Origin of the sequence: Streptomyces sp. NBC_00237 (assembly GCF_026342435.1) — a bacterium.
In the GTDB taxonomy this organism is placed as follows: Bacteria; Actinomycetota; Actinomycetes; order Streptomycetales; family Streptomycetaceae; genus Streptomyces.
Genome location: NZ_JAPEMT010000004.1, coordinates 284,061 through 299,629 on the forward strand (window position 1 = coordinate 284,061; position 15,569 = coordinate 299,629).

The window sequence follows — 15,569 nt, forward strand, 5'->3', positions numbered from 1 at the left end:
CATGAGTGAGGCTTTGTTGGCCCAGGAGGTGGGGACGGCGCCGGCCGCCGTCCCCGCCTCGGGGGCCCGTCAGTTCTGGCGGCGGCTGCGTGCGCAGCGGGCCGCCGTCGTCGCCGCGTCCGTGGTGGCGCTCCTGGTACTGGTGGCGCTCGCCGCGCCGCTGCTCGCCGCCCTGGAAGGGCAGGACCCGAACACCTTCCACCCCTCGCTCGTCGACTCGGCGGCCGGGGGCGTGCCGCTCGGTTCCTTCGGCGGGATCAGCGCCGAGCACTGGCTCGGCGTCGAGCCGCAGACCGGCCGCGACCTCTTCGCCCGGGTGGTGTACGGCGCCCGGGTCTCCCTCGGCGTCGCCGTCTTCGCGACCCTCCTCCAGGTCTTCATCGGCGTCGTCGTCGGCCTCGCGGCCGGGCTCGGCAACCGGGCCGTCGACCAGGTGCTCAGCCGGATCACCGACGTCAACGTGGCGATGCCGCTGATGGTGATCGCGCTCGCGCTGCTCGCCGTGGTGCCGCCGGAGTTTCCGCGTCCGGTGCTGATCGCGCTGGTCGTCGGGCTGATCAACTGGGCCGGTACGTCGAAGATCGTGCGCGCGCAGACGCTGGCGCTGAAGTCGCTGGACTACGTCTCCGCGGCCAGGCTCAGCGGCTGGGGTAAGTGGCGGATCGCGCGGCGCGAGATGCTGCCGTCGCTGGCCGCGCCCGTCATCACGTACTCCGCGCTGCTGCTGCCGCAGAACATCACCGTCGAGGCCGCGCTGTCGTTCCTGGGCGTCGGCATCAAACCGCCGACGCCGTCGTGGGGGCAGATGCTCACCGACGCCGACGTCTGGTACCAGGCGGCGCCCTCGTACCTGCTCATCCCCGCGGCCCTGCTGTTCGTCACGGTCCTCGCGCTGACGGTGCTGGGTGAGGGCGTCCGTACGGCGCTCGACCCCCGGTCGCGGTCGCGGCTGGGGAACGTACGACGCGCATCCCTCTTCCGCCGCTCCAGCAAGGAGGGTGCCCAGTGACCGGTTTCCTGCTGCGCAGGCTCGGCGGGGCGGTCTTCGTCCTGGCCGCGCTGAGCGTCTTCCTGTACCTCGTCTTCTACGTCGCTCCGGGCGACGTCGCGCAGATCGCCTGCGGTCCGCGCTGCTCGCCCGTCCAAGTGGCGCAGGTCCGGGAGCAGTTGCGCCTGGACGACCCGCTCTGGCTCCAGTACGCGCACTTCGTGCAGGGCGTCTTCGCGGGCCGCGACTACTCCTCCGGGATCGGCGTGCTGCACTGCGACGCGCCGTGCCTGGGGGTCTCGTACCAGAGCGACCAGCAGGTCACCCAGCTGATCCTGAGCAAGCTGCCCGTCACCGGCTCCCTGGTGATCGGCGCGTTCGCGCTGTGGCTGCTGCTGGGCGTCGGCACCGGGCTGCTGTCCGTTTGGCGGCGCGGCCGTCCCACGGAGCGGGTGCTGACCTGGCTCACGCTCGCCGGGACCGCGACGCCCGTCTTCGTGATCGGGCTGCTGCTGATCATCGTGTTCTGCTCGACGCTCCAGTGGCTGCCCTTCCCGACGTACGTGCCGTTCGGCGAGAACCCGGAGCAGTGGGCGTGGAACCTGCTGCTGGCCTGGGTCTCCCTGGCGGCGATCGAGTCCGCCAAGTACGCCAGGCTCACCCGGAGTTCCATGCTGGAGACGCTCGCCGAGGATCACGTGCGGACGTTCCGTGCGTACGGGGTGAGTGAGCGCGCGCTCGTCGGGCGGCACGCCCTGCGGGGTGCGGTCGCACCCGTGATCGCGCTGAGCGCGCTCGACTTCGGGTCGATGTTCGGCGGGGCCGTGCTCACCGAGTCGCTGTTCGGACTGCCGGGCCTGGGACGGGAGTTGGTGGAGGCGGTCAAGGTCGTCGATCTGCCGGTGGTCGTCGGGATGGTCCTGGTGACGGGGTTCTTCGTGGTGCTGGCCAATGCCGTCGCGGACCTGCTGTACGCGGTGGCCGACCGACGGGTGGTGCTCGCATGAGCGAGAACAGCGGGAACAGCGGGAACAACGGGAACGGCACAAACGGCACAAACGGCGCGAACAGCGCGAACTTCGTGGTGGAGGTGGAGGGGCTCTCCGTCACCTTCCCCGGTGACACCGCGGACCAGGACGTCGCCGCCGTGCGGGACCTGTCGTTCTCGCTGCCCGAAGGCGGAGCGCTCGCCCTGGTCGGCGAGTCCGGCTCGGGAAAGAGCGCCACCGCGTTCGCCCTGCTCGGGCTGCACCGGGGCACCGACGCCCGGGTCGAGGGCTCGCTGAAGGTGGCCGGTGTGGACGTGGGCGGGGCCTCCGACGCCGAACTGCGGGCGCTGCGGGGCGCGAAGGCCGCGATGGTGTTCCAGGACCCGCTGTCGTCGCTGGATCCGTACTACGCCGTCGGCGACCAGATCGCCGAGGTGCTGCGGGTGCACCGGCGGGTGTCCCGGCGGGCGGCCCGCGCACGTGCCGTCGAGGTGCTGGACCGGGTGGGGATCGCGGACGCGGCGCGCCGGTCACGGGCACGGCCGCACGAGTTCAGCGGCGGCATGCGGCAGCGTGCGCTGATCGCGATGGCGCTCGCCTGCGAGCCGCGACTGCTGATCGCCGACGAGCCCACCACCGCCCTCGACGTCACCGTGCAGGCCCAGATCCTGGACCTGCTGCACGGGCTGCGACGCGAGGAGGGCATGGGGCTGCTCCTGGTCACCCACGACGTGGGCGTGGCCGCGGAGAGCGTCGACGAGGTCCTCGTGATGCGCGAGGGGCGGGCGGTGGAACGCGGCCCCGTCACCGACGTGCTGGGCGCGCCCCGCCGGACGTACACCAGGACGCTTCTGGAGGCCGTGCCGCGCCTGGACGGCCCCCTCGACCGGGTGCCGGTGACCGTGGGCCACGGGGAGCCGGTGCTCGAAGCCGTCGGCCTGCACAAGGAGTTCCGGCAGGGCCGCAGGACCGTCACCGCCGTCGACGACGTGTCGCTGACCGTGCACCGGGGCGAGACCCTGGGCATCGTCGGCGAGAGCGGCAGCGGCAAGACCACGCTCGGGCGGATGCTGGTGCGCCTGCTGGAGCCCACTTCGGGCCGACTGCGTTACGGGGGTGCGGAGTTCGGCTCGAAGAGCGCGACGGGTGTGCAGATGGTGTTCCAGGATCCCGTCGCCTCCCTCAACCCGCGCCGCAGCATCGGGGAGGCCGTCGCCGACCCGCTGCGGGCGGCCGGGGAACGCGACGAGAAGGTGCTCAGGGACCGGGTGCGGGAGCTGCTGGAGCGGGTCGGGCTCGACCCGGACCGCTACGACCGCTATCCGCACGAGTTCAGCGGCGGGCAGCGCCAGCGCGTCGGCATCGCCCGCGCGCTCGCGCCGTCCCCGGGGCTGGTGGTGTGCGACGAGCCCGTCTCCGCGCTGGACGTCACCACGCAGGCCCAAGTGATCGCCCTGCTCGGCGAGTTGCAGCGGGACCTGGGGCTTTCGCTGGTCTTCGTCGCGCACGACCTGTCCGTCGTACGGCAGGTCAGCGACCGGATCGCGGTCATGCACCAGGGCCGGATCGTCGAGCAGGGCACCGTCGCCGAGGTCTACGGCGCGCCCACCGAGACGTACACGAAGGCGCTCCTGGCGGCCGTGCCCACACTCGACCCGGTGCTCGCTGCGGTGCGCAGGGCGGCCCGCAGGGAGCTGGTCCCGGCCTGATCCCGCCCCTCTCCCGGGAGGGCCGGGCCCGCGGTGCGTCTCCTCCCGCAGGAGGAGACGCACCGGGCCGACGGTCCCGGGCGGCGGGGCGGGCGGGACCGGGGTCCTCGTGCCCGGGGGCGATGTGCCGCACCGGGCCGCGTTCCTAGTGTCGGGGGCACCGACCCCCGACTGCCTACGGAGTCCCGTGTCCCCTCGCCACCCCGCCCTGCTCCGCGCCTGCGTCGTCGGATGGGCCCTCACCGCCTGCCTCACCACGGTCCCGCCCCTGGCCCAGGCCGCCGAGGCTCCCGCCGGACGCGGCTCGGGAGCCGCGCTCGACCGCTACTACCAGCAGCGCCCCGCCTGGGGCAGTTGCGCCGATGGCCCACGGGACGCGGCGGGCCGCGCCATGGACGGTGCCGGTCTGCAATGCGCCGACCTGACCGTGCCGCTGGACTACGCGGCCCCGTCGGGACGCACGATCACCGTGGCGGTCTCCCGGCTCAAGGCCACCGACACCCGCCACCGCATCGGCACGCTCCTCGTCAACATCGGCGGTCCCGGCGGACCCGCCCGTCAGGTCCCGCCGGTCATCCGCGAGGCGATGAAGAAGGCCGGCCCCCGGTACGACATCGTCGGCTTCGACCCGCGCTTCGTCGGCCGCAGCACGCCCCTGGACTGCGGCTGGCCCGTCGGGACGGCCTGGTTCTCGGCGGGCGCCGGGCGGGCGGGGTTCGAACGCCAGGTCGCCCTCCAGAAGTCCCTGGCCGCCAAGTGCCGCTCCGCTGGCAGCTCCGTACTCCCTCGCACACACACCTCAGTGCTCCCCCACGTCACCACCCGCAACACGGCCCGCGACATGGACGTCATCCGTGGCGCGCTGGGCGAGCGGAAGATCTCCTACCTGGGTTACTCGTACGGCACCTACCTGGGCACCGTCTACACGCAGTTGTTCCCCGGCCGGTACGACCGGGTGGTGCTAGACGGCGCGTTCGCCCCGGACGACTACGGCCCCCGGATGCTCAAGGGTTCGGAGCGCGAGAACGAGAGGGCGCTCGCCGACTGGGCCGCCTGGGCGGCGCAGCGCCCCACCGACTACGGCCTGGGCCGTACCCGTGCGGCGGTGCTCGCCACCGTCGACCGCGTCGTCGCGGCGTCCGCGCGCCGACCGCTCAGGGTCGGCACCGGCACCGACTCCTTCCGGCTCGACGACACCCAGGTGCCCGCCCTCCTCCTCACCGCCACGGCGGACGACACCGACGCGGCACGGGCCTCCTTCAGCGAGCAGATGTCGGTACTGGCCAGGGCCGCGGGCGGGGCGGCGCCGACCGCGCTGTCACCGGGGTTCGCCGCGTCGCTGCGCTACCTGCTGCACGGCGGGAGCGAACCCTCGGGCGTCCAGCACGCGGTCCTCTGCGGGGACGTGGCCGCCCCGCGCGACCCCCGGTCGTACTGGCGGGACATCGAGAGCAGCCGTGCCGCACACCCGCTGTTCGGGCCGATGACCCGCAACATCGGCCCGTGCGCCTTCTGGGACCGGCCGCGTGAGGAGCCCACCCAGGTGCGACACGACGCCCCTGCCCTGATCGTGGCCGCCACCGGCGACCCGCGCACCACGTACCGGAGCAGCGTCGCCCTGCACGACCGGCTGCCGGGCTCCAGGCTGCTCACCCTCGAAGGCGCCAACCGGCACGGTCTCTACGGGCGTTACGGCAATACCTGTGTGGATGCCGAGGTCAACCGCTACCTGGCCACCGGCCGACTGCCGTCCCGGGACCTGACCTGCGTCACGGCGCGCCGGACGGACTAGGGCCTGTCCGGCGGATCAGGTCGTATGGAGTGACCTGCGACTTCTCGGAGCGGCTGAGCGGGGCATGGTGCGTGCAGCTGCAAGGCGGAGGAGGGAAACATGGCGGAGCCATGGCGAGTGACGACAACGCCGCAGATGTGCGTGCCAGGGCACGCGACCGCGACAAGATCCGCCGGACAGGCCCTAGCGGCCGCGTGGCCCCTGTGCTGGGTCGGGGTCGACGCCTGTCGCCCGGCGGCTGGCCTCCCACAGCCGGGCCGCGACGGCCGTGTCGGCGAGTTGGCTCCAGGTCTCTTCCGGCCGGGGCGCGCCCCGCAGTCCGAAGCGGCGCGGTCCCCACAGCTGTCCGCCGTACGCGGCCGGGTCGAGCACCGCACGCACGGCGGGCCAGGCTCCGGCGTGCTTGCCCTGGACGAGCAGGGCGGCGGGTGCGGCGCGCAGCAGCGCGCCGACGCTCCGGTCGTGGACCGGGGGCCGTGGCGGGGTGAGGGAGTCCAGGGCCCCGCCCGGATGGGCCACCAGGCTCCGCACGGGGCTGCCGTGGGCGCGCAGGCGGCGGTCGAGTTCGAGCCCGAAGTACATCTGGGCCAGCTTGGACCGTCCGTAGGTGCGTTTGGCCCGGTAGTCCCGCCGGGACTGGAGGTCGTCCGGGTCCAGCCGTTCCGATTTCGCCGCGAAGCTGCCGACGGTCACGACGCGTGCCGCCCGTGCGGCCGACAGCAGCGGCATCAGTCGGCCGGTCAGCGCGAAGTGCCCGAGGTGGTTGGTGCCGAACATGAGTTCATGGCCGTCCGCCGTCTCACGGCGCGGCGGGGCGTCCAGGGCGACACCGGCGTTCAGCACCACCGCGTCGAGGGCGGGGACCTCCAGGGCTTCCGCCGCGTCGCTGATCGACGCCAGGTCGGCGAGGTCCAGCCGTACGGCACGCACGTCCGCGCCGGGCACCTGCGTACGGATCGAGGTGAGGGCGGCTGCGGCCCGCGCCGGGTCCCGGCAGCCGAGCACGACGGTGGCTCCGGTCGCGGACAGCTGTTCCGCGATGAAGTACCCGATGCCCGCGTTGCCGCCGGTGACCAGGAAGACCCGGCCCTCGGCACGGGGCGGGCGGTGGACGTCCCAGGGCGGGGTGGAAGACGTGGGCGGCATGTCGGCGGGCTCCCTCGATCGGGCAGGACGGGATGACGGCCGCTTCCCCCGAGGGGGAAGCGGCCTGGCAATCACCGTGCCAGGGAGGACCGACACGACGCCCACGGATCACCGACCCACGCGGCCGGAGCGTCGACATCCCACCGACAGACGACGCTGACCGGCCGCCCGCCGAACCGGTCGGACCCTAGCGGCGCTCGCGCAGGTCGGCCTCCGCCGGGAGGGTGGGGAGCGCGCGCCGCATCGTGGGCGCCGAAGCCGTGGGCGCGGGCTTCTTCCCGCAGAAGGCCGCCTCCAGCGTCGCGCCGAGCGCCGTGTTCACCGCGCCCCGGTTCGAGGTGTTGGCCATGGCGGAGAGCGCGCGCTTGCCGTCGCGGGTGGCGAAGGCGTACGTGTAGTAGCCCTGCACGGTGCCGGTGTGCCCGAACACCTGGGTGCCGCAGGACAGGTCGTAGCGGCGCAGCCCGAGCCCGTAGAAGCGGGTCTGGGCGGTGTCGGTCGGGGTGACCGTGGTCATGGCGTCCAGCATCCGGGGCGAGAGCAGACTGCCGCGCATCAGCGCGGACGTGAAGGTGTTCAGGTCGGCCGGGTCGGAGATGACCGCTCCGGCCGACTGGGCCCAGGAAACGGTCTGGTTCGTGGAGTCGACGAGCGGCGCGCCCTCCTCGTCGGGGTGCAGGTAGCCGCGCACGTGCTTGCCCTTGATCCGGGTGTCCGGGTGGACGTACACGGTGTGCCGCAGCTTCAGCGGCTTGATGATGCGCCGCTCGTACTGCCTGGCGACCGGCGTTCCCGTCGCCTTCTCGATGAGCATGCCGACGACGACGAAGTTGGCGTTGGAGTACTTGTAGGCCGCGCCGGGCTCGGTGGTGCGCGGGAGGGCCAGCGAGAGGTCGACCAGCTCCTGGTAGGTGAAGACGCGGTTGCGTACGGCTTCGAAGCCGGGCACGGTCTTGTCGAACATGGGGTCGGTGTACTCGGCCAGGCCGCTGCGGTGGGTGAGCAGGTGACGGACCGTGATGCGGTCGTCGGGCAGCAGCCCGGGCAGGTAGCGGTTGACCGGTGCGTCGAGCTCCAGTCTTCCCTCGTCGACCAGTTGGAGCAGGACGACGCTGGAGAAGGTCTTGCTGACGCTGCCGATGCGGAAGCGGGCCCGGGTGTCCATGGCCTCACCGGTGACGCGGTCGCGGACGCCGACGGTGCGCGTACGGACGCCGTCGGGGCCGGTGAAGCGGGCCATCGCGCCGGGCGCACCCTTGGCCATGGCGTCGTTGAGGGCGGCGGTCACGCCCTCCATGTCGGGGGCGGGGGTCGCGGGCCCGGCCGGGGCGGTGGGGGCCGCCGGTGCGGCGGAGGCCGCGGTGACGGGGGCGAGACCGGCGGCGAGGGCGGTGATCAGGGTGGCGCTGACGGCCAGACGCCGGTGTGTCGACAGGGGCACGTGAATTCCTCGTTCTCAACTCAGCGGAAGTGCGGCACACCTGGGTGGGGTGTGCCGCGGGGTCCGGGGAGGAACGATCGGTGCGTACTGTCCCGGATGCCCATGAATCATGAGTGCCAACGCGTCACGTCGGTTCCTGTCACGGGGCATCGATTTGGGGTCCCCGGAGCGTGCGACGTCAGCCGACCGCGCCGAGCAGGGTGCTGCCCGCACCCTCCACGTCCTCTTCCAGCAGGAAGTCGCTCCATCCCGCCACGTACTCCTCGCGCGTGATGTGCCCGTCACCGTTCAGGTCGAGACCCGAGGCCGACGCCCGGGCCACCTCGTGCTCCAGGCCCCAGGCGACCAGGAACGCCGTCATCTGCTCCACCGTCGCGACACCGTCGTCGTCGGCGTCGATCGCCGCGAACTCGGCGTGCAGGCCGTCGCGCAGGTTCTGCTCCAGAAGCGTCGGGTCGCCGAAGGCTCCCGACATCGCCCGGTGGAACTCGTCGCGGCTGATCTGCCCGTCCCCGTTCGCGTCGGCGTGCGCCAGCAGCAGGGCCCAGCAGCGCTGCCGTTCCCGTACCAGCAGCGATCCCTTGGCCGAACCGTCGCCGACCCCCGTGGCGCGCGCGATCGACCGGGCGAGCGTGATGAAGTCCTGCTCCTCCAGCACCCCGTTGACGTCCACGTCGAGCATGTCGAACAGGCGGTCGTACTTGAGTCCGATCACGTCACTGGTCATGAAGAGCCCTCCCGAGGGATACGAAGTCGACTCCGGCAGCATGTGCGCCGCCGGGCCCCCGAAGGGCTCCCGGTGGGCTCCGGGACACGAACGAGGCAGTGGATGGCACACGTTGGCGGTAACCGAGCGGCGTCCCCTTGACCGCGGGAGCCGTGCCGCGAGCGGCCTCGGAAGGTGCTTCAGCCCCGTCGCCACATGTCCGAAAGCCGCACCCCGTGGAGCGTCCGCAGCCGTCGCAGCTCCCAACCGGTCAGCAGGACCAGGGTCAACGGGCCGGTCAGTCCGAGCACCAGGCGCGTCGGCATCGAGACCTGGTCGTACATGGGGTCGCCGATGGAGGGCAGGACGACGGCCAGGACGGTGAAGAAGGGCACGACCGCCGGAAGCGCGTCGTTGACGTCGGCCGTGCGTCCTCCGTTGAGGACGAGCAGGAGGCCGCCGTACCCGCCGAAGAGCAGCATCCACCCACCGAAGACCGTGGTCCAGGACCAGGACGGCGGCCAGTGGGAGAGGTCGATGGGCTGGAGGATGAACACGGTCAGCGTCACGGCGAACGCGAGGAACGGTCCGCGCCACCGGGCGGCCGCGGCTCCTTTCCTGCCCGCCGGGGTCATGGCGACCGCGACCCCGGCGACGTAGACGTTCATCTGGACCGCGCTGAGGCCCCACCCGAAGCTCTCGAAGAACCGGCCGGGCATCTCCCGCAGCGGCACCAGACCGAACGCCAGCCACGCGCCGACGGTCAGTCCGAGTCCGAGCGCCAGCCGCCACAGGTGCGCCTTCTTGATGACGGGGTCCTCGACGCGGCCCTCGCGGGTCGGGCTGCACAGCCGGTGCGCGGCGATCACGGGCACCAACCAGCCCAGCCACCACAGGGCCCCGCGCCGCGCGCGGGGAACGGTGAGCAGTATGGGTGCCGGACGCTGGGGCGGCGCCCCCGGTCTCGGCCGCGCGTTCGGGTCGCCCGTCGTCGGATGCAGCACCGCTGCCCGCCCTTCGTCCTCGCACTCCGGCTCGCGCCCCGGTGCCGCCGAAAGCCACCGAGGTGGCAGCAACTGCCTTCATTGGCAGTTGAGTTGGGGCCATCATCGGGTGGCGACGGGAGATCGGCAAGAGCCTCCTTCCCTCTCTTGGAGGAGAGCGCTCCGGTCAGTGCACGGCCCCCGGTGAGGAGCCGCCCGGGACCATGAGGTGCGGGGTGCCGGTGCCGTCCGCGGGGGCCGTCCAGATGTCGCTCTTGCGTCCTTCGCCGCCCGGCAGGGCGTAGCCGAGGGTGGCGTCGTCCAGCCAGGCGGCCTGGTCGTCGACGCTGCGCGTCTCGGAAAGGGGGTGTTCACGCAGGGTGGCCAGGTCCAGGACGTACAGCCGCCAGGGGGCCTTGGGGTCGTCGGAGACCTTCTTCTTGAACGCGAGCCGGGTGTTGTCCGGTGACAGCGACGGGCATTCGACGTTCTCGCGCAGCGCCCTGGCCGACCACTTCCGCAGGTCGCCCTCGACGAGGTGGGTGCGGCCCTTGGACGAGACGGTGGCGTAGAAGCGGTTGTCGTCGCGGGCGAAGGTCACGCCCCAGTAGTTGACGTCGGGGGCGTGGTAGCGGGCCCCGTCGACGGTCAGCGGGATGTCCTCGACCGACTTGACCAGGTCGCCGGTGCGCAGGTCCAGGATGGCCGTACGGGTGGAGAAGGCCGAGGTGGCGTACGAGTCGCCGGTGGCGAACGTCGTCCAGGACAGGAGCTGCCCGGAGGCGGAGACGCGGGCCCGGTTGGGGATGCCGACGACGGCCACCCGGCGGACCTCCTTCAGCTGCCGGTCGAGCACGAGGGCCTGGGTGCGGGCGGGCACCCCGGGCAGTTTCCGCAGGCACAGGGCGCGCTCCCCGGCCGCGTAGAACCGGTCGCAGGAGGGACCGCCCGCCACCCGTGGTGCCTGGCGGCCGGGCTGCCTGGCGATCCGTCCGGTGGCCGCGTCCCGGAAGTACAGTCCGGGCTCGGCGAGGGTGAACGAGGCGTCCGCGCCCACCTGTTGGGCCGGTGCGTCACGCTGCCGGGCGTGCAGTACGTACCCCAGGGAGCCGCCGCCGAGCAGGAGCACGGCGGCCACGACGAGGACGAGGCGGAGCTGTCGGCTGCGGAATTTCATGACGCCTCCGGGGCGCGTGAGGGAGAGGGCTGCACAGGGACGTCCGGGGCTGGGGGCAGCACCCGCCAGGCGGCGACCAGCGCTCCGGCCAGCGCGAGGCCCGCCACCCAGAGGGCGGGCCCCTGCCCCCAGAACGTCCAGGCCGCCCCGAATCCGGCCGCACCGACGAGCCTGGCCAGTGCCTGGCCAGTCTGGAGGACCGCGAACCCGCTCGCCCTGCCGTGTGCGGGCAGCACCGGTCCCGCGAGGGCCATCAGCACGCCGTCCGTGGCGGCGTAGAAGACGCCGAGGAGTGCCAGGACCGCCGCGAGGCTCGCCCAGGAGACGGGGGCGAGCAGCACGGCGTAGGCGCCGAGCAGGGCGGCGTGTCCGAGCAGGAACGGCAGCCTCCGCCCCGTCCGGTCGGCGATCCGGCCCACGGGTACGGCGAGCAGCAGGTACCCGGCGGCGGCGCCGAGCGGCAGCAGCGGGAACAGGGTGGGCGAGAGGTCGAGGCCGCGCTGGAGCAGCAGGTAGAGGAAGGCGTCGCCGATGGTGGCCGCGCCGAGCAGGGCGGCGGCGTACAGGATGCGGCGGAAGGCGGGGTCGCGCAGCGGCTTGTGCTGGGCCTTGGCGGGCCTGGAGACCGGGACCCTGGGTGCCCCGACCGGGCCGGAGACGGAGTCGGGGACGTACAGGAGGAGCAGCAGGACGCCGAGGAGGCCGACGCAGAAGCTGACGACGAACACCGCGTCGTAGGCGTCGGCGGTCGCCCACAGTACGGCGAACGCGACGAGCGGACCCAGCAGTGCGCCCGTGGTGTCCATCGCCCGGTGCACGCCGAAGGAGCGGCCGAGGGTTTCCGGCGGGCTGCTCAGGGAGATCAGGGCGTCGCGCGGTGCGGTGCGGATGCCCTTGCCGAGGCGGTCGGCGGCGAGCGCGGCGGCGATTCCCCCGGCGGCGCCGCCCGCGAGGAGCAGGCCGAGCCGGGAGAGCGCGGAGAGCAGGTAGCCCGCGCCCGCGACGCGTTTGTGCCTGCCGCCCCGGTCGGCGAGGCGTCCGCCGAGCAGCCGTACGAGTGCGGTCGCGCCGTTGAACAGGCCGTCCAGGAAGCCGAATTGGAGGGGGGAGAGGCCGAGGCCGAGGACCAGGTAGAGCGGCAGCACCGCCGTGACCATCTCCGAGGAGACGTCGGTGACGAGGCTGACCGCGCCGAGCGCGATGACGGTGCCGGGGACACGCCGCCGCACCCCTGAGGGGTGGGGCGACGTGTCCGGGCGGCCGTTGGTGGCCAGGTACATCAGTGGCAGCTGTACTTCGGGCTGGTGTCCTTCACCTGTCCGTCGGTGTCGACGTACGTCCAGCTGTAGCCGTTGTCCGTGAAGTCCATCTTCAGGACGCCGTAGGGTCCGCTGATGCGCTTCTGGCTGTTGGGCTGGACCTCCTCGATGGCGTACGGGTCGGCGCCGCCCATGCCGCCGACGATCTCGACGATGCCGTCGGAGACCGCCTTGCCGTCGGCGTTCTGCGGGGCGAACCGCTCGTAGTGGTGGTCGTGTCCGCCGAGGACGACGTCGGCCTTGGCGCCGTAGAGGAGCTTCCACACCGGCTTGGAGACGGGCTGGTTGCCGTGTCCGCCGGAGGAGTAGAGCGGGTGGTGGAAGTAGGCGGCGACGCACTTCTTGCTGTTGGCCGCGAGGTCGGCCTTGAGCCAGTTGATCTGCTCGGTCTTGTCGAAGGAGTTGGAGTCGAGGGCGACGAAGTGCCAGTTGCCCTCGTTGTAGCTGTAGTAGCTCTTGCCCTGCGGGTAGGCGATGGAGCCGAAGTAGGACTTGTACCCGGCGAGGGGGCCTGCCGGGTCGTAGGTCTCGTGGTTGCCGGGGACCGGACGGGTCTTGGCCTTGAAGACGCCCCAGGTCTTGTCGTAGTACTTCTGGAAGTCGGACAGCAGGGCGTCGTCGTACTGGTTGTCGCCCATGGTCAGGTAGAACTTCGGGTTGATCTGCTGGGCGAGCTTCGCGGTCTTGGGGTGGGCGCACTTGCTGCTCGACGCGGTGCACTGGGCGGCGATGTCACCGGCCGCGACCACGGTGAAGGCTCCGGTGGGCGGCGGGCCGCCGTCGGGGGTGCCGTACACCTCGGCCTCGAAGAGCGAGTAGCCGTACGCGGTGCCGCGCGCGGTGCCGTACACGCGCAGGTACCTGCCCTTGCCCGACAGGCCGGTGAGGTCGTCGGTGCCGCCGTCGCCCGCGGTCTCCTGGGCGATCGGCGTCCAGGTCGTACCGTCCGTCGAGACCTCGACGCGGTACGCCTTGGCGTAGGCGTCCTCCCAGGTCAGCTTGACGCGGGAGACGGCGGTGGGGGTGCCGAGGTCGACCCGGAGCCACTGCGGGTCCTTGCCCTCGGCGCTGGCCCAGCGGGTGCCGGGGTCGCCGTCGAAGGCGTTCGCGGCGCCGAAGGAGGAGGACTCGGCGGAGGAGGCGGTGGCGGGTTTCCCGGTCGAGACGATCGGGTCGGCGGCGGCTTCGGCCCCTGCGGACGAGGCGAGGAGGAGCCCGCCGACGAGCGCGAACACGGCGGTGAGGGTGAGGAGGGGGGTGCGATGCCTGCCGGGGGACGTGGGGAGGTGGGCTGAGACGTTCAGGCGCATACCTGGACTCCCTGACATGGGGGTTGCGAGAGCTGGAAATTCGTACTGGTCGCCGCGGACCGACGTGCGGGGGGCGGCGGGACGGCGGCCGGGTCAGAGCTCTCGCTGAGCGCGTCATGCCCGTCGGAGTGCGGGCACCGCGCCAAGCCGCCGTACGTCAGACTGCGGTAATTCTGCCGGGGCTGCCGGAACGGCTCAGGCGCGGATCTTGTTCCGGATCCAGACGCCCGCTTCCTTGAGGATCGAGGTGCCCGTCCACTTGTCGTCGGTGTCGCAGACGCCCTTCTTGAAGACGGCGCCCGAGCGGTGGTCGTCGGAGTAGTTCCAGTTGACCCAGGAGATCTTCTTGCGCTTCATGAGGTCGAGGTACTTCTGCGCCATCGCGAAGTCGTTGGCGCCCTCGCCCTCGTAGTTCTGGGTGCCGAACTCGGTGACGAACACGGGGAGTTTGTCGGAGGCGCGGTCGAGGGTGTTCAGGTACTCCTCGCGGTGCGAGGCCGCGTAGAAGTGGAACGTGTACATGATGTTCGAGGCCCGTACCGGGTTCTTCACGACCTCGGACTCGTCGCCGTCCTCGGAGACCCCGAAGGACGACCAGGCGCGGGTCCCCACCAGGACCACCGAGTCGGGGTCCTGCGCGCGGATGACCGGGATGATCTGCTCCGCGTACGACTTGACGCGGGACCAGCTGACCCCGGACGGCTCGTTGGCTATCTCGTAGAGCACGCCGGGGTGGTCCTTGTACTTCTTCGACATGGCGGTGAAGAAGGTCTTGGCGCGCTCCAGGTTGAAGTACGGGTCGCCCGGATCCAGCATGTGCCAGTCGATGATCGCGTACATGCCCTTGGCGAGGGCCATGTCGACGAACTTCTGGGCGCGGGCAGTGAACTTGGCGGGGTCGTCCTCGTAGCCCTCGTCCTGGACGTACGTGGAGACGCGCAGGATGTCTGCGCGCCAGTCGGTGGCGAGCGCGTCGACCGACTTACTGGTGACGCACTTGGGGAACCACTGGGTGCCGTGGGTGCTCATCCCGTTGAGCTGGACGGCCTGGCCGTCCGCGTCGCAGAGCTGGGTGCCGCAGACCTTCAGGGGGCCGTTGATCGCCTTCGCCCCGCCGGCTGCGGGGCCGGAACCGGCGGCGGTGGCCGGGGTGATGCCGGAGAGCGAGAGCAGAACGGCTGCGAGGGAAGCAGTCGCCATGGGCATGACAGATCGACGTGATCGTTGCATCACGGGCTCCAGGTGTGGGGTGGGCTTGCGCTCCTGGCGTGAAAACTAAAGGTCCTTGCAGAAGGCGTCAAGAGTGTTGGTAAACCTTCCTAACGATTAAGCGGAACGGAAGGAGGACCCACGGTGAACCTCGGATCCGGCGATCTCGCTCTTTCGCTATACGAGCCCAATCGGCCTCTGGGGCAGGGCAGTTGCCGACCGTGGACACCACGCGTTTCACCTGCTTGCCTGTCGGGAAGCAGACTGATCCGACGTGACGATGGGATGAACGCGATGCCTCTTGAGGGCGAGTACGAGCCGAGCCCGGCGCAGTGGGTGCGCGATCAGGTCGAGTTGTACGAGAGTTCGGGCGGCACCCAGGGCCTGACGCTCCGGGACACGGGGCTGCCCGTCGTCATCCTCACGACGCGCGGCGCGAAGAGCGGCAAGATCCGCAAGATCCCGCTGATGCGGGTGGAGCACGAGGGGCGGTACGCGGCCGTGGCCTCGAAGGGCGGCTTCCCCCAGCACCCGGTCTGGTACTTCAACCTCACGTCCGACCCGCACGTGGAGCTCCAGGACGGGCCCGTGCGTCAGGACATGACGGCCCGTGAGGTCACCGGGGCCGAGAGGGCCGCGTGGTGGGAGCGCGCGGTCGCCGCGTTCCCGCCGTACGCCGAGTACCAGGAGAAGACCGACCGCGTGATCCCCGTCTTCGTACTGGAGCCCACGCACGGGTAGGCCCGGGCGCTTCTCCACCGGGGAACCCGTCGGGATACAGTGCGCGCGACGGCAGCCCG

Annotated in this window: 13 protein-coding genes; 5 read left to right on the forward strand and 8 right to left on the reverse strand. The window is 71.8% G+C overall.

What is annotated here, in order from left to right; all coding sequences use genetic code 11:
* Position 1 precedes the first annotated feature (1 nt).
* From OG897_RS33660 to OG897_RS33675, 4 genes are all read left to right on the forward strand, one after another.
* Entirely contained in the window at positions 2-1,009 is a 1,008-nt protein-coding gene (locus tag OG897_RS33660) for an ABC transporter permease (protein WP_266662943.1), read from the forward strand.
* The gene (locus OG897_RS33665) at positions 1,006-1,995 is read left to right on the forward strand and encodes an ABC transporter permease (RefSeq protein WP_266662944.1); all 990 of its coding nucleotides are present in this window, start codon (positions 1,006-1,008) and stop codon (positions 1,993-1,995) included. Before OG897_RS33660 ends, OG897_RS33665 begins: the two co-directional genes overlap by 4 nt.
* A complete protein-coding gene (locus OG897_RS33670) occupies positions 1,992-3,686 on the forward strand; it encodes an ABC transporter ATP-binding protein (RefSeq protein WP_266662945.1) in 1,695 nt (564 codons plus the stop codon). The genes OG897_RS33665 and OG897_RS33670 overlap by 4 nt, the downstream gene beginning before the upstream one ends.
* Before the next feature lie 268 nt (positions 3,687-3,954).
* Positions 3,955-5,478, forward strand: a complete 1,524-nt coding sequence (locus tag OG897_RS33675; RefSeq protein WP_266663719.1) for an alpha/beta hydrolase — start codon at positions 3,955-3,957, stop codon at positions 5,476-5,478.
* A gap of 183 nt (positions 5,479-5,661) precedes the next feature.
* Here OG897_RS33675 and OG897_RS33680 read toward each other — a convergent pair whose 3' ends face one another.
* The 8 genes from OG897_RS33680 to OG897_RS33715 form a co-directional block, all read right to left on the reverse strand.
* Positions 5,662-6,624, reverse strand: a complete 963-nt coding sequence (locus OG897_RS33680; RefSeq protein WP_266662946.1) for an SDR family NAD(P)-dependent oxidoreductase — start codon at positions 6,622-6,624, stop codon at positions 5,662-5,664.
* 187 nt (positions 6,625-6,811) lie between these two features.
* Positions 6,812-8,065 (reverse strand): serine hydrolase, encoded by a 1,254-nt coding sequence (locus tag OG897_RS33685; RefSeq protein WP_266662947.1) that lies wholly within the window; start codon positions 8,063-8,065, stop codon positions 6,812-6,814.
* A 178-nt stretch (positions 8,066-8,243) separates the two neighbouring features.
* Positions 8,244-8,792, reverse strand: coding sequence for an EF-hand domain-containing protein (locus OG897_RS33690; RefSeq protein ID WP_266662949.1), 549 nt, complete (start codon positions 8,790-8,792; stop codon positions 8,244-8,246).
* A 179-nt stretch (positions 8,793-8,971) separates the two neighbouring features.
* Positions 8,972-9,847 (reverse strand): hypothetical protein, encoded by an 876-nt coding sequence (locus OG897_RS33695; RefSeq protein ID WP_266662951.1) that lies wholly within the window; start codon positions 9,845-9,847, stop codon positions 8,972-8,974.
* Between the two features lie 94 nt (positions 9,848-9,941).
* Positions 9,942-10,931 (reverse strand): hypothetical protein, encoded by a 990-nt coding sequence (locus OG897_RS33700; RefSeq protein ID WP_266662953.1) that lies wholly within the window; start codon positions 10,929-10,931, stop codon positions 9,942-9,944.
* The gene (locus OG897_RS33705) at positions 10,928-12,211 is read right to left on the reverse strand and encodes an MFS transporter (protein ID WP_266662955.1); all 1,284 of its coding nucleotides are present in this window, start codon (positions 12,209-12,211) and stop codon (positions 10,928-10,930) included. Before OG897_RS33705 ends, OG897_RS33700 begins: the two co-directional genes overlap by 4 nt.
* Positions 12,211-13,560: a discoidin domain-containing protein gene (locus tag OG897_RS33710; protein ID WP_266662957.1), complete on the reverse strand. Its 1,350-nt coding sequence runs from the start codon at positions 13,558-13,560 to the stop codon at positions 12,211-12,213. Before OG897_RS33710 ends, OG897_RS33705 begins: the two co-directional genes overlap by 1 nt.
* Positions 13,561-13,755: 195 nt before the next feature.
* On the reverse strand, positions 13,756-14,760 hold the full coding sequence (locus OG897_RS33715; protein ID WP_266662959.1) for a glycoside hydrolase family 5 protein: 1,005 nt from the start codon (positions 14,758-14,760) through the stop codon (positions 13,756-13,758).
* 303 nt (positions 14,761-15,063) lie between these two features.
* On the opposite strand from OG897_RS33715, the gene OG897_RS33720 reads away from it, so the two are divergent.
* Positions 15,064-15,510 carry a nitroreductase family deazaflavin-dependent oxidoreductase gene (locus OG897_RS33720; protein WP_266662961.1) on the forward strand — a complete coding sequence of 149 codons (447 nt, stop codon included), beginning with the start codon at positions 15,064-15,066 and terminating at the stop codon, positions 15,508-15,510.
* Positions 15,511-15,569 lie beyond the last annotated feature (59 nt).